Origin of the sequence: Treponema primitia ZAS-1, assembly GCF_000297095.1 — a bacterium.
GTDB lineage: Bacteria > Spirochaetota > Spirochaetia > Treponematales > Breznakiellaceae > Termitinema > Termitinema primitia_A.
This window is the reverse complement of the sequence record NZ_AEEA01000056.1, coordinates 11,202-29,208: the sequence shown is the minus strand read 5'-3', so window position 1 is coordinate 29,208 and position 18,007 is coordinate 11,202. Positions and strand designations below refer to the sequence as shown.

15 protein-coding genes and 1 other RNA gene are annotated in these 18,007 nt (G+C 48.1%); 9 read left to right on the top strand and 7 right to left on the bottom strand.

Going from position 1 to position 18,007, the window contains the following annotated elements:
• Positions 1-56: 56 nt before the first annotated feature.
• The 9 genes from TPRIMZ1_RS0109975 to TPRIMZ1_RS0109935 all read left to right on the top strand — a co-directional run bounded on the left by TPRIMZ1_RS0109975 (position 57) and on the right by TPRIMZ1_RS0109935 (position 10,378).
• Complete coding sequence (locus TPRIMZ1_RS0109975; RefSeq protein WP_010258490.1) at positions 57-899, top strand: zinc ribbon domain-containing protein; 843 nt, start codon at positions 57-59, stop codon at positions 897-899.
• A 6-nt stretch (positions 900-905) separates the two neighbouring features.
• Positions 906-1,347, top strand: an RNA gene (gene rnpB / locus TPRIMZ1_RS19755) — RNase P RNA component class A.
• 46 nt (positions 1,348-1,393) lie between these two features.
• Positions 1,394-2,356, top strand: a complete 963-nt coding sequence (locus TPRIMZ1_RS0109965; protein ID WP_100217065.1) for a tetratricopeptide repeat protein — start codon at positions 1,394-1,396, stop codon at positions 2,354-2,356.
• 11 nt (positions 2,357-2,367) lie between these two features.
• A complete protein-coding gene (locus tag TPRIMZ1_RS0109960; RefSeq protein WP_010258482.1) occupies positions 2,368-3,393 on the top strand; it encodes a rod shape-determining protein in 1,026 nt (341 codons plus the stop codon).
• A 7-nt stretch (positions 3,394-3,400) separates the two neighbouring features.
• Positions 3,401-4,264: a rod shape-determining protein MreC gene (gene mreC, locus TPRIMZ1_RS0109955; RefSeq protein WP_010258480.1), complete on the top strand. Its 864-nt coding sequence runs from the start codon at positions 3,401-3,403 to the stop codon at positions 4,262-4,264.
• Positions 4,257-4,760, top strand: a complete 504-nt coding sequence (mreD, locus tag TPRIMZ1_RS0109950) for a rod shape-determining protein MreD (RefSeq protein ID WP_010258478.1) — start codon at positions 4,257-4,259, stop codon at positions 4,758-4,760. Before mreC ends, mreD begins: the two co-directional genes overlap by 8 nt.
• The gene (gene mrdA, locus TPRIMZ1_RS0109945) at positions 4,757-6,685 is read left to right on the top strand and encodes a penicillin-binding protein 2 (protein WP_010258474.1); all 1,929 of its coding nucleotides are present in this window, start codon (positions 4,757-4,759) and stop codon (positions 6,683-6,685) included. The genes mreD and mrdA overlap by 4 nt, the downstream gene beginning before the upstream one ends.
• Positions 6,682-7,992 (top strand): rod shape-determining protein RodA, encoded by a 1,311-nt coding sequence (gene rodA, locus TPRIMZ1_RS0109940; RefSeq protein WP_010258470.1) that lies wholly within the window; start codon positions 6,682-6,684, stop codon positions 7,990-7,992. Before mrdA ends, rodA begins: the two co-directional genes overlap by 4 nt.
• A 52-nt stretch (positions 7,993-8,044) precedes the next feature.
• Positions 8,045-10,378, top strand: a complete 2,334-nt coding sequence (locus TPRIMZ1_RS0109935) for a TIGR03936 family radical SAM-associated protein (RefSeq protein ID WP_232616801.1) — start codon at positions 8,045-8,047, stop codon at positions 10,376-10,378.
• 109 nt (positions 10,379-10,487) lie between these two features.
• On the opposite strand, the gene TPRIMZ1_RS0109930 is transcribed toward TPRIMZ1_RS0109935, so the two are convergent.
• From TPRIMZ1_RS0109930 to TPRIMZ1_RS18780, 7 genes are all read right to left on the bottom strand, one after another.
• Positions 10,488-11,174 (bottom strand): hypothetical protein, encoded by a 687-nt coding sequence (locus tag TPRIMZ1_RS0109930; RefSeq protein ID WP_157784214.1) that lies wholly within the window; start codon positions 11,172-11,174, stop codon positions 10,488-10,490.
• A gap of 83 nt (positions 11,175-11,257) precedes the next feature.
• Positions 11,258-11,950 (bottom strand): tetratricopeptide repeat protein, encoded by a 693-nt coding sequence (locus tag TPRIMZ1_RS0109925; protein ID WP_010258465.1) that lies wholly within the window; start codon positions 11,948-11,950, stop codon positions 11,258-11,260.
• 2 nt (positions 11,951-11,952) lie between these two features.
• Positions 11,953-13,467 carry a sigma 54-interacting transcriptional regulator gene (locus TPRIMZ1_RS0109920; RefSeq protein ID WP_010258462.1) on the bottom strand — a complete coding sequence of 505 codons (1,515 nt, stop codon included), beginning with the start codon at positions 13,465-13,467 and terminating at the stop codon, positions 11,953-11,955.
• A gap of 33 nt (positions 13,468-13,500) precedes the next feature.
• A complete protein-coding gene (gene rpsA / locus TPRIMZ1_RS0109915; protein WP_010258461.1) occupies positions 13,501-15,924 on the bottom strand; it encodes a 30S ribosomal protein S1 in 2,424 nt (807 codons plus the stop codon).
• The gene (locus TPRIMZ1_RS0109910; protein ID WP_010258459.1) at positions 15,924-16,670 is read right to left on the bottom strand and encodes a pseudouridine synthase; all 747 of its coding nucleotides are present in this window, start codon (positions 16,668-16,670) and stop codon (positions 15,924-15,926) included. Before TPRIMZ1_RS0109910 ends, rpsA begins: the two co-directional genes overlap by 1 nt.
• Positions 16,654-17,199, bottom strand: coding sequence for an SMC-Scp complex subunit ScpB (gene scpB, locus TPRIMZ1_RS0109905; RefSeq protein WP_010258456.1), 546 nt, complete (start codon positions 17,197-17,199; stop codon positions 16,654-16,656). Before scpB ends, TPRIMZ1_RS0109910 begins: the two co-directional genes overlap by 17 nt.
• A complete protein-coding gene (locus TPRIMZ1_RS18780) occupies positions 17,199-17,957 on the bottom strand; it encodes a segregation and condensation protein A (protein ID WP_010258453.1) in 759 nt (252 codons plus the stop codon). The genes scpB and TPRIMZ1_RS18780 overlap by 1 nt, the downstream gene beginning before the upstream one ends.
• Positions 17,958-18,007: the final 50 nt, after the last annotated feature.

Here is an 18,007-nt window from a genome sequence, read left to right as displayed (position 1 = left end):
TTTTGATAAAATACTTTAATAAGTATGAAATTGTATACAAATGAAGGGGAATATACATGGTAATGGAAGATGTTTTTGAAAAGTTGCGGGCCCTGCAGGATATCCTGTCGGAAAAAATAACCCTGGAACGGGATATTCAGGAAATACCTAAATTATTGACCACCCAGGAAGAGCTTCTGTCCAGGCTTAAGAAATCTTTTATTGAAAAGAACCAGGATTATGAAAAGGCCAAACTTTCAGAAGGAGATTTCAGGAATCTCCTGGCCCTGGCGGAATCGGATCGGGAAAAGGCCGAAAAAAACATGGATTCCATCAGCACCCAGCGGGAATACGAAGCCTTGGATAAGGAGATACGGGACGCTACCGAGAAGGAGCAGCAATACCGCAAGGAGCTTCAGCGGGAGGAACGGGTCCTGGCGGACCTGGATGAGCAGATGAAGCAGAACGCCTCCCTTATTGAGCAGCAGGAAAAGGAACTGACGGATCGCCGGGCGGGTAATGATGCTGAGGTCGCGGAAAAAAATGCCAAGGTTGCCGCTTTGGGGGTTGATGAACAGACCCTTATTCCCGGGCTTGATCCCGAGGTACTCTTTAAGTTTGAACGGATCATCCGGAACAAGGGCGGCCGGGGTATTGTGGCTATTAAAGGCGGGGTCTGTATGGGCTGCCATATGATACTTCCCGCCCAGTTTGCCAATATGGTCCGTAAGCGGGAAGAAATTGTCTTCTGTCCCTATTGTTCCCGTATCCTCTTCTACGAAGAATCCGATCAGGGTGAAGAAGAATTCTTCGATAACGAAGACGCCGGTACCCTGGCTGACCTTGATGACATGGAAGACGACGAATATGATGAGGACGAAGAAGAGGAAGAAAAGGTCAATATCGACTACGATGAGTAAATTTTAACGATGAACCAGGTTCCCGCACCGCGGGGTAAAACTGCGGTGAGGAAAGTCCGGGCTCCATAGGGCATGATGCCGGGTAACTCCCGGGCGGCGGGGTGTAAGGCCCCGTTGACAGACAGCGCAACAGAAAGCAAACCGCCAAGGTATTTTTGGTTTACCAAAAATACCCGGTAAGGGTGAAAGGGCGGGGTAAGAGCCCACCGCGGGGGCGGTAACGTCACCGGCACGGCAAGCCTCATCAGGAGCAAAGTCAAGCAGCGGCGTGAAAAGGCTTCGCCTTTTCACGAAACCAATGGTCCGTTGGTCAGGCCGCGGGTAGACTGCTCGGGATTTACTCCCGGGAGGCCGTCCGTAAGGGCGGTTCAAGATAGATGGGAATCGGCAGGAAATACCCTGAAAAGGGTATTTCCTGACAGAACCCGGCTTATGGTTCATCGTTTTTTTCGTAATTGACTTTTTACCATAAATAGTGTTAGATCAATTAAAATATGTTTAATGAACGACCACGATCCGAATATGGTCATCAGGCCCGCCGGAAGCAGACTATCAAAACCGCCCTATTGGTTATATTGGCGATTATTCTCTGTATTTCTCTGGCCTTTGTTTTATATAACTGGAAGAACAAGCTGGGGACTGAAAAAAAAGAACTATTACATCTTTGGGATGAGGGCGTGTATGATAAAGCCTTTGAATTGAGCCGTACGGGGCTTGAAGAAAAGCCCATGGATTATTTTCTTTTAACCCTGCATGGGTTTGCGTCATATCAGCTTGCTATTGCCCAGATCAATAATTTTGATACCCTTACCTATATTGATGAGTGTATTTGGTCCCTCAGAAAGGCCCTCCAGGTAAAGAACGACGCTAATGACGGGCGTCTTCAGTATGTTTTGGGTAAGGCCTATTATTATAAAGGGTCGGGATATGCGGACTTAGCCGTCCAATTTCTCGAAGAGGCCCGGGATTTGTCTTATAATGCCGTGGATATTCCGGAGTACCTGGGGCTTGCCTATGCGGCGATACAGGATTACCGGAGCAGTGTGGAAGCCTTTTCCCAAGCCCTGGTTCCTTCGGCCGAAAGTACATCCGATTATCCTTCGGATTTGCTTCTCTTAGCCATAGCCCGTTCCTACATAGCCCTGGATGAGCCGGAAACGGCAACGGCTTATCTTCTGCGCTGTATAGAAACATCCCGGGATTCCAACACGGTTATCACCGCCAGGCTGCTTTTGGGAGACATTTTAGCTAAGGCCGGAAAATCGGAGGATGCGGAAGCTCAGTTTCAAGCTATTTTGGATGAAGATGGTGAAAATGCCGAAGCCCACTTCCAGTTGGGTGAATTATATGAAGAGCGGGGGAATAGAACCCGGGCCCGGGCTGAATGGCGGCGGGCGTGGAATATTGATTCTACCCATGCAAAGGCACGCGAGCGGCTTGCTCGCCTGCCTAATTAGGAGGAGGGCGTATGTTTGGAAGGAATTCTTCAGATATCGGTATTGATTTGGGGACCTGTAATACCCTGATTTATATACGCGGAAAGGGGATCGTCATCAACGAACCATCGGTGGTGGCGGTTGAACGGGGAACTAAACGGGTAATGGCCGTGGGGACAGACGCCAAGCGTATGCTCTGGAAGACGCCGGAAAACATTATCGCCATACGGCCCATGCGGGACGGCGTAATTGCGGATCTTGAATCCACCGAAAAGATGATCCGGTATTTCATTTCCAAGGTACTTCCCCGGTACCGGTTTATAAAGCCCCGGATGGTTATCGGCATCCCCTCGTGCATCACCGAAGTAGAGCGCCGGGCGGTTGAGGAAAGCGCCTATAAAGCCGGCGCCCGTGAGGTGATGGTTATTGAGGAAAGTCTTGCCGCCGCTATCGGCGCCGATATTCCGATTTTTGAACCCGCCGGACATATGATCTGCGATATCGGCGGGGGGACAACAGAAATATCGGTTATATCCCTGGGCGGCATGGTGGTAACCAGCGCCATACGTCTTGGGGGTGATGAATTTGACGAGGCCATTATCAAACATGTTAAGAGTGTTCATAACCTCATCATCGGGGAGCAGACTGCGGAACGGCTTAAAATTGAAATTGGAAACGCCTCACCGGATAAGACCATTGAGAAGGTCGAAATTAAGGGTACCGATGCTATTACCGGCCTTCCCCGGCGGCTTGAAATAGATTCTGTGGAGGTTCGGGACGCTTTGAAGGATCCGATTACCCAAATCGTCGATGAAATTAAGGCAACCCTGGGAAAAACCCCTCCGGAACTGGCGGCGGATATTGTAGAACGGGGTATCGTTATGACCGGCGGCGGGGCGCTTCTCAAGGGCCTGCCAAAGCTCATCTCCAAAGAAACCGGAGTCCCGGTAATCCTGGCGGAACATCCTCTGGACTGTGTCGCCCTGGGCGCGGGAAAATACTTTGAAAATGCCAGGGGTTTCAATAATACCCGCAGCATCTATGATGATCTAAATTAAAAAGTTTATGGCGTTTAACGGAGACCCCAGAGGCAAGGGCCGATTCACCGCAGAGGTCTATGTTTTCATAGCCCTCAGTCTGGTCTCTTTTTCTATACTCCTTTTTTCAACCCGCAGTTTTATTGTTGATTTCCGGGATGTGGGGCTTTCTCTCTTTTCCGGCATACGGGGGAGTATCTACGGTGTTTCGTCATTTGTTTCGCGGACCGTTCTCTCTGTTCAGGAACTTGCTACCCTGCGGCGGGAATACGCTGAATTGACGGACCGGATGATCCGGTATGAACAACTTGAAAGGACCTCTACGGAGATCCGGCGGGAAAACAATCGTCTCCGGGAACAGCTTGGCTTTGCGGAAACCCTCCAGCTAAAGTATGTTCCCGCCCAGATAACAGGCCGTGACCCGGATAATCTTTTTTCAGCCTTAGTAATTAACAAGGGCAAGCGTGACGGCCTTGATAACAATATGCCCGTCATCGCGTACCAGAGCGGTATCCAGGCCCTGGTGGGCAAGGTTGTCCAGGCAGGGCAGTTTGAAAGCCTGATCATACCGGTCTACGATTTGAACTTTTATGCCTCTGCCAGGCTTGCGGATTCCCGGTACGAGGGGTTGATTGAAGGTCAGGGAAATCCGGAAACAGCATTACTGATGCGTGCCATCCCAAAACGGGCCCGGGATGAAATTAATTACGGAGACCAGATCATTTCCAGTGGAATAGGCGGAGTGTATCCTGCGGGTATTATCATAGGCAGGGTGAGTGGAATTCTGTACCAGGAATATGAAACTTCCATGGCCGTAGAATTGGAGAGCGCCGTTGATTTTTCCCGGTTGGAATACGTATTTGTAATAGATGTGGAATCCAGCGATGGGTAAGAATGTTATTTGGGCAACTATTTTTGCCCTTCTGGCGGCCATTCTTCAATCAACCCTGCTTTCACGGTTGGCCATATACCATGCGGTGCCGGATATTGCCCTGGGGATCCTGGTCTTCAGCGCCTACAATAACGGTACCATGACCGGGCAGCTTACGGGATTTTCTTCCGGCCTCCTTTTAGATTTTCTCTCCGCTGCTCCCCTTGGACTTAATACCTTTGTGCGGACCATCGTAGGCGCTTCTGTGGGACTTATGAAGGGAACCTTTTTTTTAGATACCCTGCTTCTTCCCATGGCCCTTTGCGGGGGGGCCACCCTTATAAAAGCTCTGTTTTTTTGGATACTCCACCTGTTGTTTGCCTCTGCGGTACCGGCGTATGCTGCCCAGAGCCCCATTCTTTGGGTAGAATTTGCCCTCAATACCCTGATTGCACCTTTTTTATTCGCCCTATTAAAATTATTTAAACCCCTGTTGGTGGAAGGGAGGGATGGTTGATACATCAAACGAATTTTCCCGATGAAGATAAAAAACCTGAAAAACGGATACGATTTCTCCAAATTATTTTTATTCTTATTTTTGTTGCTTATTCATCGCGGCTCTTTGCTATGCAGATCCTCAGCGGTGATGTGTATCGAACCCAAGCGGAAGCCATAGCCCGCAGGACCTCGGTTATTCCTGCTCAGCGGGGGGAAATTTTTGATCGTAACTATAATCAACCCCTGGTTCTTAACGCGGATTCCTTTGCGGTAAGCATTACTCCGGCGGATGTCCCCCAGGGGGAAATACCAAATCTTATTACCCGGGTTGCGGAGATTACAAGAATCAGCCGGCAGCAGATTGAAGAAAGAATACCATCGCAGTATTACTATCTCTATCAGCCTGTGGAAATTGCAGCCAATGTCCCATTTGCAACCATTGCCGCCCTGGCGGAACATCGGGATTCTCTTCCCGGGGTCTCCTGGCAATCCAAGCCTATGCGGAATTATGTTAATAACATAGGCAGCCTTGCACATATCGTGGGGTATGTGGGGAATATCACCCGGGATGAGCTTACCATGCTCTATAACCAGGGATATCAACAGGGCGACGTAATTGGAAAAGCGGGTATTGAAAGGCAGTATGATGAAATACTGCGGGGAAAGGAAGGTTCGGAAACCCGGACTGTGGATGTTCGCGGCAGAAGGGTGGGAGATACCAATAACCTGCGCATTCCCCCCGAGATGGGAAAAAATCTTGTATTAACCATCGATAGTTCAATTCAAACCTTGGCGGAAAAAGCCCTGGGAGAGCGGATGGGGGCGGTGGTGGTTTCACGTCCCGGTACCGGAGAAATTCTCGCCATGGTCTCATACCCATGGTACGATCCCAATATTTTTAATAGCAATGAATTGGGGACCGAATATCAATCGCTGATCAACGATCCTAACAAGCCCTTTATTAACCGTGCCATCCAGTCAAGCTATCCCCCGGCTTCAACCTTTAAAATCGTCATGACCACCGGGATTCTGGCGGAAAATACTTTTCCCAGGGAACAAACCATTGAATGTCCCGGCGAAATCTCCTATGGGGGCCGTAATTGGCACTGTCATATCAATTGGAACACCTATGGTCCTCGTCGTCATGGACGTCTTAATCTGCAGCAGGCAATGGCCCAGTCCTGCGATATTTATTTCTGGGCTGTGGGTCGGGATCATCTGGGGGTTGAACGGATCAACTCCTATTCCCGGCAATACGGTTTTGGTGAAATAACCGGCATGGATCTGCCCGGCGAAGTAGCCGGGTTTGTTCCCACCCAGCAGTGGAAGGATCGCCGTTTCCATGAACCCTGGGTTCCGGGGGATACCATGAACATGTCCATTGGTCAGGGCTATACCCTGGTTACCCCCATTCAAATGGCCAATATGGTTTCCATGGTGGTTAACGACGGTGTCATCTATCAACCCCACTTACTCAAGGAAGTTCGGGATCCCCTTACGGGGGCAGTGGAAAAAGCCGTCAATCCCACGGTACTCCGTAAGAGCGATATTGATCACGATGTTTTTGAGACCGTCCGGAACAATATGCGCAGTGTTATGAGCGAAGGTACCGCACGATTCCCCCTAAATATAAGCGCCGTGGAGATAGCCGGAAAAACCGGTACCGGGGAAGTTGGGCCGACCCAGGGACGTCACTGGCATTCCTGGTTCGCCGCCTATGCCCCCTATAAAACTGATAATCCCGAAGAACAGGTAGTTGTATCTATTATTGTGGAAGCAACAAATACTTGGGAATGGTGGGCCGTCTATGCTTCGGCGATCATTTTTCAGGGGATCTTTGCAAAACAAAATTACGAAGATGCCGTTGCTGCGCTGGTTATCGATCAGGGACCTGTTTTTAGATCGGTCGTGCAGGGGCAGATCACGCAGGGGCGCGGGGAATGAAACTACGGGATTTTCTGGAAATAGATTTTCCTCTTATTTTTTCCGTAATAATTCTGTCTATTTTTGGCATTCTTTTTATTTATTCATCCGGGGTAACCTCCGCGGGGGTTTTAGTTTCCAACGAATATATACGGCAGATAATCTGGGCTATTGTGGGGCTTATCGTCGCCCTGGTTATCGCCATGGTGGATTACCGGCGCTTTTATGATCTTTCAGTATATCTATATTTGGGTACCATAGTACTTTTGGTATACACCTGTTTGTTTGGTCGTCTGGTTAATGGAGCCCGGGCATGGATTGGGGTTGGAGCCTTTGGAATACAACCTTCTGAATTTGCCAAAATCACCACTATTATTTTCCTGGCCCGGTACCTGGACAATTCAAAAAGAAACAGGAATAGTTTTGTCCGCTTTGTCTTTTCCTGTGCCATTGTTTTTGTACCCATGGTAGTGATCCTCCTTCAGCCGGATTTTGGTACATCCCTGGTATTTATTCCCATACTGCTGGCTATGACCTTTATTGCCGGTATGTCCCTGCGGTATGTGCTCTTTTTAGGGGCCTGTATTGTATGTACCGCGGTGTTTATGGTCCTACCCCTTTGGCAGAGCTATATTTTGCGTCAATCCATGCCTTCTATGAATATCCTTAACAACACGACCTTTGTGGTGATCACGGTCCTTGCACTGGGCATTATTGCTGCCATCGCTCTTTTTGGTTTTTTACGGTACAAAAAAAGATATTTTTACTGGATCGTATATTTCACCACCATAATAATTTTATCCCTTGGGGTTTCATTTGTTTCCCATAAGGTATTAAAGGATTATCAGATCATGCGGCTCATAGTATTCCTGGACCCCAATGTGGATCCCCGGGGGTCAGGGTGGAATATTATCCAGTCAATCACCGCCATCGGTTCCGGGGGTTTTATGGGCCGAGGTTATCTTCAGGGTACTCAAAGTCATTACCGGTTTCTGCCCCAGCAAAGTACGGATTTTATTTTTTCTATTTTCTCCGAAGAATGGGGGCTCCTGGGTGGACTTTTGGTATTTACCCTTTTTTTAATAATATGTCTGCGGCTTGTGCGGATCATGAAGGTCACATCGGACCCCTTCGGTTCCTATATCGCCGCAGGCCTATCCGCCATGTATATCTTCCATTTTCTGATTAATGTGGGAATGACCATGGGGATCATGCCAATTACCGGTATCCCATTACTGTTCATGTCCTACGGAGGATCCGCCCTAACCTCCGCCATGACGGGGATTGGCCTTGCCTTGAGTATTTATACCAGAAGGTTCCAGCATTAAAACCGTTACCTATATTGATCCCCTAAAGCATCCGGGGGAATTATTGTTAAGCGTGGAGAAACCCGCCCGATATACCGGGGGTGAATATGGGCAGCTTGCCAAGCCGCAATCCGCCTCGTCACTAAATATGCTCATTGCCTTTCCGGATCTGTATGAGATAGGTATGTCCAACCAGGCCTTCAGGATAATCTACAATGGGCTCAATGCAATATCCGGAATTTCATGCGACCGTGCCTTTGCCCCGGCGCCGGATTTTGAGGAACTCCTCCGTTCCAATACTATACCCCTCTATGGCCTTGATACCGGGATAAGTCTGGGCAGTCTGGATATTTTAATGTTTACCCTGGGGTATGAATTGGGTATAACCGGAGTCCTCACCATGTTGGACCGGGGTTTTATACCCCTCAGAAGAACTGCTCGGGGAGAAAGTGATCCCATCGTAATTATGGGCGGCCCCTGTGTTTCCAACCCCCTTCCCTATGAACGTTTTATCGACGCCTTTTGGATAGGTGAAGCTGAAGCTGGTTTCTTTGATCTTGCAGCAGAACTGCGGGATCTAAAACTGGCGGGAGCGGGCAGGGGAGAACTCCTGGAAAAACTCCAAGCCCATCCTTCAGTTTGGACTGGAGGAAAGAAACGGGCAGTTCGTGCGGTAGATTCCGGCTTTGCATCCCGCCCGGCGGTTTTTCCGGTTCCCAGTATAAAAATCGTTCAGCACCACGGGGCGATAGAAATAATGCGGGGCTGTCCTAACGGCTGCCGTTTCTGTCATGCCGGTATCTGGTACCGCCCCATGAGGCAGAAGAGCGCAGATACAATACGGCAGGAGGCGGCGGCCTTTATCAATACCGGCGGCTACCGGGAAATAAGCCTTTCCTCCCTGTCCACCGGAGACTATCAGCATATCGATTCCCTGGTAGGATCCTTGAACGATGAATACGCTTCCCGGCATATTTCTTTCCAGCTTCCTTCCCTGCGGGTATCAAGCTTTTCAATGCCCTTGTTAGAAAAAGTGTCGGCGGTACGAAAAAGCGGGCTAACCTTTGCGGTAGAAACCCCCGTAGAGGCATGGCAGATGGCAATCAACAAAGAGGTAAGCAGGGATACGGTTGCGGCTATTCTGACCGAGGCTAAACGGAACGGTTGGCGGGGCGCCAAATTTTATTTTATGGTAGGGCTCCCCGTGGGGGATAATGAACGGAGCGAGGAACAGGAAATTGTTGAGTTTATCCTGGAAATTGCCCGCCGTACGGGGATGAATTTCAACATCAATGTGGGAGCTTTTATCCCCAAAGCTCATACACCCTATCAGTGGGCAGCCCAGATTGATGAAAAAGCGGCCCGCTCTAAGATTGAATATATCCGTACTACCTTAAAAAAGCGGGGCCACAAGGTTAGTTTTAACGATCCCTTTATAGCGGTAATTGAGGGAGTCCTGAGCCGAGGAAACGAAGGGGTAGGGGAGCTCATCGAAAAAGCCTATGAGCGGGGCTGCCGTTTAGACGCCTGGGACGAATATATAAAGAAAGATGTCTGGGCCGATCTTTTGGAAACCCATGCCCCTTTGGTTCAGGCTATCCATACAGTCAGGAACTTAGAAGAACCCCTGCCTTGGGATTGTATCAACAGTGGTACGTCGGTAAGTTTTCTTAAACGGGAATATGAAAAATCCAAATGTAAAGAATTAACTCAACCATGTATAAATAATTGTAACAATCCCTGCGGAAATTGCAATAAGGAAACCGAAATAGTATATAATAATATACATGATAATAATTTACTTCATGATAAACCCTCTCTAGCAGAAACTCAAAAACAGGACCCTATAACTCTGCGCATTTTATTTTCCTTTAAAAAACAAAATGCAGCGGTTTTTTTACCTCACCTGGCCCTGATTGAATTGTTTTCCATGGCCTTTATTCGCGCCGATATTCCGGTATTATTTACCCAGGGATTTAATCCCACCCCAAGATTAGACTTTGCTTCTCCCTTATCGCTGGGTATAAGGGCCTGCGCTGAAATTGCTACTATTGATTTGAACTTATATGATGGAACCGACTTTTCCGCGGAAGATTTTATCAAAAAAATAAACAAAAATCTTCCCGATGGTATTATTATCACCGAAGCCGTAAAAGTAAAAATCCCAACGGGCAGTAAAAAACATTCGGTTCCTTCGTTGCTCTGGGGTTTCGTATACCAAGCTCCGGAGAATGGCTCCGATGATTTTGTCCCGGTACTGGAAGAAAAAAACTACCGTGCCTTACGGATAACCCCCGAAAAAACCCTATTCAATTTAACTCGTAAGGCAGTTCTGGCAAAAAACCCACAGGATGCAAGTAAACACGACTCGTATTTTAATGTTTACCGGGCCCTGTATCCCGACTGATAAAAAAGAACCCTAAACCGAACTAGACAGAATATACATTATAGCTAGTAAAAAGGGCACATAAAACAGACTCCCCTCCGGACGAAAAACTATAATCAGTCTATATTTATTAATCGGGTAAGCGGAATATACCGATAAAAGTTGGAGTACTATAAACTGGGGAAAAATTATTGTCCATTCCATAAGCCATAATGTACATAGATACATACGTATATTTCGGCCCGGAAACCGCAGTATTATCTGCAATGTCCAGGTTGGTAAAAGTATTTTGGTTAATGAAACTACCGGTATTCAAATCGGAATGGTTGGTAAAATACCGGTTACCCGCATAAGGGTTCATAATACCACTCTCGGAATATCGCCAAAGGTTAAGTGGGGTAAGCGTCTGATCTACACGGGTATCTCCGGGGAAAAGAGCCGGCCTTAAGGGAAGATTTCTGGCAAAATCCAAAGTGATAATGTCCCCCGACGAAGAACCTAAATAGCTTTCAATGGCGCTACCTTCCAACATCAGTGGATAGTATTTTCGATTAGAAAAAATATTCCCCATGGTACTGGGTACCACCGAATTGTCCGAATTAGTATAAGGATAAAATGCGTAATAATCGGTATATAAAGAAGGATTAATCCGATCCAACTGATCGGTGGAGACCGTTCCTTCAACCAGTAATCCACTGATATAAATACGATAATAAATTAAAAAATACCGGAAATAATAGGGTTCATTAGGAAGCCTGACAAAAGCCTGTGTATTGAGTGTCAGTGGAATTCCCGGATCAACCGGCTCAAGGTACATATACTCCTCGATCCCACAGGATCCAAGGATACTAAGTACCAAGACGGATAAAAATAACCGCAAAAGCCGGAGCCCTTTTAACATTAAGATCCGCTGTTTGACAGGACTATAATCCGGTCTTGCGCCAGATTAACCCAGGTAGTCTCGTTTGTCCATTTTTCCGGGATAAGCCTGTAGGCTTCCAGGGCAGCTTGCGTATCGCCCTGAGATTCGTTTAGTCTGCCTATCGAAAACTGGGCACGGGCAGAGCCGGGAAAATCGGATACGTGGGCTGCGCTTTCAGAATAGAGGCTGATAGCCTGGGTCAGATTCCCCTGCTCTTCCGCAGCTACCGCGGCATTGAACAGGGCTGCCGGAGCCAGATATGATTTTCCCGCCGACTTGGCGGTGTGGGTCCATGCTTCCTCCGCTTCCGCCCAGTCCTTCTTTTCCGTATAAATAGACGCCGCCAGGGAATAAGCGCGGGCGCCGGCATAACCTGAATGTTTTTCCCCAAAGGCATTAAGCTCGTCCAGAAGCAGCCGGACTTCCTCAGCCTTTGTAGGTTCGTTAATATCAATTACCAGGATATCATAGCGCCGGGAAAAATCTTCAACAGCGCTAATAGCCTTTTCCTGCACCATATCCCGAATGGTAAAACCAGCGATAAAGCCTATCACTATTACTACTGCGGATATCATGGTGATCAGCAGTGCCTTACGGTTACGCTGAATAAAATCAGCCAGGGCATCTCCAAAGCTGAGTTTTTCCTTTGTTTCTTCCGTTATTGTTGCCATAATTAATTCTCCTTAAGGTTCATAATATCTAATTCTTTTATAAGCCGTGATAAATAGGTCCTTTGGATATCCAGGGATTTTGCGGCCTCAGTCTGGTTCCAGTTATTTTCTTCCAGGACTTTTTGAATAAAGTGGGTCTTAAAAACATTGATCGCCGTTTTAAGATTCCGGTCTCCCTCAGTGGTATCAGCTTCATTGCCAAGCTTAAGGAAGAGATCCTCCTTCCGTATCCATGAATTTTTTCCGATAACGCAGGCCCTTTCGATACAGTTTTCCAACTCCCGGATATTCCCCGGCCAGGAATAGGACAGCATGGCTTCTATAGCTTCATTAGAAAACCCGGCAAACTGTTTTTTAGTTTCCCGAATAAATTTTTTAAGAAAAAACTCCGCCAATTCCGGAATATCCTCGGGCCGCTGCCGCAGAGGTGGAACATAAATGGGTAATACATTCAACCGGTAATAGAGATCGCTGCGAAATTCTCCCTTATCAACCTGGGCTTCAATATCCTTGTTGGTGGCCGCCAGGATGCGCACATTTACGGTCACCGATACTTCAGAACCGATCTTCTCGAAGGTCTTTTGCTGGATAACCCGGAGCAGCTTTGCCTGGAGCTGCAGGGGAAGATCCCCAATCTCGTCAAGAAAAATGGTACCCCCATCCGCCAATTCAAAACGGCCCCGGCGGGTCTGGATAGCCCCGGTAAAGGCCCCTTTAACATGGCCAAAGAGCTCGCTCTCCAAAAGGCCTTCCGGAAGGGCTGCGCAGTTTACCCGTATAAAAGGCGCCTTTGCTCGGGGGCTGCGGAGATGTATCTGCTCGGCAAAAATTTCCTTCCCTACCCCGCTCTCCCCCAGGATCAGTACCGAAGAATCGGTCTTGGCAACCCTATCAATGATATCGATCTTTTCTATAATGATTGGGCTTTTCGCAATCATGGTGTGATAGCCCTTATCAGTTTTAATTTGATCCTGCAGTGATTCTATTTCTACCCTGGCTTGTTCAAAGTTCCGGGCGTTTTGAATAGCTATGGCCGCCTGGTTGGCGAATATTTCAAGCCATTCAAGATCATCCTGGGAAAAAGATTTATTATCCTTTTTATTTAACAATTCAATTACACCGATACACGCATCTTTGCTGCGCATGGGCACCGCAAGCATGGTCGTGGAAGGATATCCTATCCGTTCAGAAATGGAACTGAGGTGGCGTTTATCATTGATAACATCATTAACAATGATAGATTTATTGTGCTGCGCAACCCATCCGGCTATACCCTCCCCGAGTTTCAGGGTGAACTTTTTTATCTCCGCCCCCTTGGTACCCAGGGCTATTTCAAAACGGAGTTCCTGTTTTTCAAGGTTTACCATGAGGAGACTTGAAGCCTCCCCTTCGCATAATCTGGTAGCGGACTCAAGGATTTCGGTCAACAGCGAATTGACGTCCGTATAGTTCGAGCTTATGAGAGCGTTAATCTCAATTAGGGTGTTAAATTTCTGAACGTCTATGGCTGACAGCATAAAACGAACCTTTGGTTCGAGCAGTCTTTCATCTTACTCCTCGGGAGTATTTTTCGACTTTAAAAAATCCCCAAGGGTAAAGGTGGATCCATCGGATTCTTCAGCCGCCATATACCGGGATAACTCATCCCGCTGGACCTTCTTCTGATAGTCCTTGATAGAAAAAGCTACCTTCTGCTTATCCGGCTGCATTTCCAAAACCACCGCTTTTATTTTATCCCCAACATTGTACTTTTTAAGAAGTTCATCCGGGTCGTCCTCCCGGTTTTCCGGAAGATTAGATTTATGAATGAGCCCTTCAATACCGCCGGGTACCCGGACAAAAACACCAAAGTCGGTGACCGATGAAACTTCACCTTCAACCAGGGAACCCGGTTTATAGCTGGAAGCAAAACTCTGCCAGGGATCTTCCGAAAGCTGTTTAATGCCCAGCCGGATATTTTTGTCCTCAGCATCAACACTGATAACCATGAGCTCAATTTCCTGGCCCACTGAAAATTCGCTTCCCGGATGTTTGATCTTTTTAGTCCAGGAAATATCATCCCCGTGGAGGAAGCCGTCGATGCCCTCTTCCAGTTCGATAAAGGCCCCGGCATTGGTGATCTTTGCAACCTTGCGGGTAAGCCTGGTCCCTACGGGATACTTCGCTTCTATTTCGGTCCAAGGGTTGGGAGTAACCTGTTTAAGCCCCAGGGACACCCTACCCGCCTGGAGATCGTAACCCAGGATCATACATTCAGTATCGTCACCGATGGCAAGTACTTCCTCAGGCTTCTGTATCTTTTTTACCCAGGAGAATTCTGAAATATGCACCAGCCCTTCGATACCTTCCTCAAGTTCCACAAAGGCGCCAAAATCGGTGAGCTTGGTAACCTTGCCTTTGATAATATCGTTGACGTGGTATTTGTCCTCAAAATGGACCCAGGGATCATCGGTAAAATGTTTTAACGAAAGATTTATCCGTCTTTCCTGGGGATCAATGCGGATAACCTTAAGACGTATCTCCTGACCCTTCTTAACAAAGTCCTTGGGCCGGGTTACATGGCCCCAGCTCATATCGTTGATGTGGAGCAGGCCGTCGAAGCCCCCCAGGTCGATAAAGGCGCCGAAGGAGGTAAAACTCTTTACCGCCCCGCTTACGTCGTCGCCGATCTGGGTCTTTTCAAAGAAATCCTTCCGTTTTTGCTCAATTTCTTCTTCGAGCCATTTGCGGCGGTTTACTACAATATTAACTTTTCCATCTGAATAAAGCCGTTCAACATAAAAATTGGTTTTAAGCTCCAGGAGTTTCTCCGGTTTGTCCACTTTCTGGGCATCGGACTGGCTGATAGGCAGAAAGGCCCGTACCCCGGCGCCAAGGTCCACATCGTAGCCGCCCTTAACAAGCTTTTCGATGGTCCCCTCTACCATGGTATGATCCTGGAAGGCCTGACGTAAATTTTTCCAAAAAAGCTTTACATCCGCTTTTTGCTTGGAAACAATTACTTCACCGTATTTATTCTCCTTGGCTATGAGAATAACCGACACCACATCCCCCACCTTGGGGACTTCAGCGAATTCTCCGATGGGTATTTTCCCTTCGGATTTATACCCCACGTCGATAAAGACCTGATCAGGGGTAACCTGAATGACATGGCCATCTACCAACTGCCCCTCTTCAAGCTGTTCAAGGCTCTTGAGATACTTTTCCTGCAGCTGCGTCTGAATATCATCCTGAGAATTTGCGGGTTTCTGTACGTTTGATTCTTCTATCGGACTAGTGTCCGATTCCACTTCCAACTGGCCCATGGTTGATCCTTCTATCTGTATATTCGTTATTTCCTCTATCAATTTGTCATAAACTTGGTTAATGGTCAAGTCCGATGTGTCCAAATAGCGCACTCCGGGAGCGATTTTAAGGCTTCCTTCAACTTTATTTTTGTCAATTTCATCCCGCTCCCGGATAGCGGCAAGGATCTCCTCTAAACTGAGCTTGGATACCCCCTGGTCAAAGCGCCGTTTTGCCCGGGCCTCCGCGGAAGCGTCCAGGTAAAACCGGTATTTCGAATCGGTAAAAACTACGGTGGTCATATCCCGGCCCTCTACCACCACATTCAAGTCTCCGGCTATTGTCCGGATAAGATCATTTACCACATGACGTATGGGTACATTCGCTGATAGAGGGGCAACGAATCGGTCAATTTCATCGGTGTGGAGCAGGGAAACCACATTTTCCCCTTCCAGGTACACATCTCCATCCTTGTACTCAATGCGTGCGGATTTGGCGTAAGCTAAGGCCGCCGTCTGATCCAGGGGATCGATATGGCTGTGGATGCACCCCAGGGTTATGGCCCGATAAAGGTTCCCCGAATTTACATAGGTAAAGGACTTTTCCCCGGGCAGTTTCAGCTTTTCCGCTAAATACTTGGCGATGGTACTTTTTCCCGATCCCGCAGGCCCGTCAATAGCAATAACCACTATGCTCTCCTCTGCAACAAAATTTCTTTTTCTTCCTCTGTGAGGGCCCGGGACTCCCCTGCTCCAAGGCTGCCTAAAACCACCGGGCCAATTCTGATGCGGTGGAGTTTACTGGGGTGTAGGTGGAAATGGGAGAAAACCCGGCGAATCTCCCGGTTTTTGCCCTCAATAAGAACCACCCGGATGGACTTTCGACCCAGGCGTTCGATTTCCGTGGAGCGATAGAATACCCCTTCGATTTCCAGGCCCTTCTGAAATTCTGCAATCATGGTATCCGGAATAGGTCCGGTGGCTTCCACCAGGTACTCTTTTTTGATTTTCGCCGATGGATGGCTTACCTTTGCGGCGAAATCACCGTCATTGGTAAAGATGATGAGCCCCGAGGAACGGTAATCCAGGCGGCCCACATTGTATAGCCGTTCCCGAGGCATGGGGAGCAGGTCCTTTGCAAGGGACCTGCCCTGGGGATCCGAGGAACTGCATATATACATGGGAGGTTTATTAAGGGCCAGATAGTGGAATTGGGTTTCGATTTGCAGGGCGACCCCGTCCAGACGTATATCGTCGATGGGTAATACCCGGGTCCCCAGAACGGTTACCACCTGGCCATTTACGCTTACTCGGCCGGAACTGATGAGCCCCTCGCAAGCCCGGCGGGAGGCTACCCCGGCATGGGCGAGGTAGACCTGAAGCCGGAGCGGCCCGTGCTCCGAAGTATCGGGGCTTTCTTTATCCGTTAAGTTCAAACCGGTCGGTCTCACTTTCGCTTAGTTTGGGTAAATCGGCGATACTCTCCAGGCGGAAGAATTTGAGAAATTCCCTGGTGGTACCATACTGGATGGGCTTCCCGGGTATGTCCTTTTTCCCTAGCTCCCGGATAAGTTCCTTTTCCAGAAGCAGGCGGATCATATTATCCGCTGAAACACCCCGCATCGACTCGATCTCGCTGCGGGTGATGGGCTGTTTGTAGGCAATAATGGAAAGCGTTTCCAGGGCTGCCTTGGAAAGCTTGGATTCGTTCTTTTTACCGTACCGTTCCCTCAGGTTGTCCCAGTATTCTTTCTTGGGGGAGATCATGACCCCTCCGCCAATTCTGGACAGTTCTACCCCGGAATCTTCCCGGGCATAACGTCCTTCCAGATTGCTCAATGCCTTTTGGATCACATCCTTGGACAGGCCGGATATGCGGATTAAACCCGCTTCATCCAGGGGATCTGCCTCAAGGTAGAGGATGGCTTCTATCAATGCCGTTTCTTTCTCTGCCCGTATATCCATTATGATGCTCCCTCAGCCAAAACATCGTCGGCGCCTATGCCGGGGCGTATTAAAATATCCCCGAACATACGGTTCTGGAAAACCACAACCTTCTTGAGTTTTACCGCCTCCAACAAGGCTAGGAAGGCACATACAATATCCATGATAGAACCATTTCTGACCAGCAGATCGGTAAAGTTACACTCCCCTTTTATCTCCAGGAATTCGGAAATAAGGGTTAATTTTTCATTAATCGATACTTCCTCGTGCATGTCGAGGATCCTCTCCCCGGGAAGATTAGATATAATGGACGAGAAGGTTTTAACCAACTCCCAGATATCCACCTTTTCCCAGAGCTCATCCTCCGCAAAAGGCAGGGTCCGCTGGAGTTTTTTACGCTCCATGACCCATTCAGCCTCTTTTTCCTTTTCTTCCATCAGATCGGATAGTTTTTTGAACCGCTGATACTCAATGAGTTTATCCACCAACTCCTGCCGGGGATCGTCAATATCGTCTTCCAGGTCCAACTCAATGGGCAGGAGCATTCTGGATTTTATATACAAAAGGGATGCCGCCATGGCGTGGAATTCGGTAAGATCCTCCAGATCAAGCTGGGTGACAAAGCGGAGATAATCCAGATATTGCTCGGTAATCTGGGAAATGGGAATATCATACAGATTGACTTCATTTTTTTTGATGAGGAAAAGGAGAAGGTCCAGGGGACCTTCAAACTCATTTACCCTGAAATTGTGGACTACGGAGGTATTTGTGGTATCCATCTTTGGATAGTATAGCCGGATTTGGGTGGGTGGTAAATACCCTTGTGGCA

Excerpts from the sequence above, each read along its gene's own strand:
- TPRIMZ1_RS0109975 (WP_010258490.1), top strand. The coding sequence starts at position 57 with ATGGTAATGGAAGATGTTTTTGAAAAGTTGCGGGCCCTGCAGGATATC.
- TPRIMZ1_RS0109965 (WP_100217065.1), top strand. The coding sequence starts at position 1,394 with ATGTTTAATGAACGACCACGATCCGAATATGGTCATCAGGCCCGCCGG.
- TPRIMZ1_RS0109960 (WP_010258482.1), top strand. The coding sequence starts at position 2,368 with ATGTTTGGAAGGAATTCTTCAGATATCGGTATTGATTTGGGGACCTGT.
- mreC (WP_010258480.1), top strand. The coding sequence starts at position 3,401 with ATGGCGTTTAACGGAGACCCCAGAGGCAAGGGCCGATTCACCGCAGAG.
- mreD (WP_010258478.1), top strand. The coding sequence starts at position 4,257 with ATGGGTAAGAATGTTATTTGGGCAACTATTTTTGCCCTTCTGGCGGCC.
- rodA (WP_010258470.1), top strand. The coding sequence starts at position 6,682 with ATGAAACTACGGGATTTTCTGGAAATAGATTTTCCTCTTATTTTTTCC.
- TPRIMZ1_RS0109930 (WP_157784214.1), bottom strand. The coding sequence starts at position 11,174 with ATGTACCTTGAGCCGGTTGATCCGGGAATTCCACTGACACTCAATACA.
- TPRIMZ1_RS0109925 (WP_010258465.1), bottom strand. The coding sequence starts at position 11,950 with ATGGCAACAATAACGGAAGAAACAAAGGAAAAACTCAGCTTTGGAGAT.
- TPRIMZ1_RS0109920 (WP_010258462.1), bottom strand. The coding sequence starts at position 13,467 with ATGCTGTCAGCCATAGACGTTCAGAAATTTAACACCCTAATTGAGATT.
- scpB (WP_010258456.1), bottom strand. The coding sequence starts at position 17,199 with ATGGATATACGGGCAGAGAAAGAAACGGCATTGATAGAAGCCATCCTC.
- TPRIMZ1_RS18780 (WP_010258453.1), bottom strand. The coding sequence starts at position 17,957 with ATGGATACCACAAATACCTCCGTAGTCCACAATTTCAGGGTAAATGAG.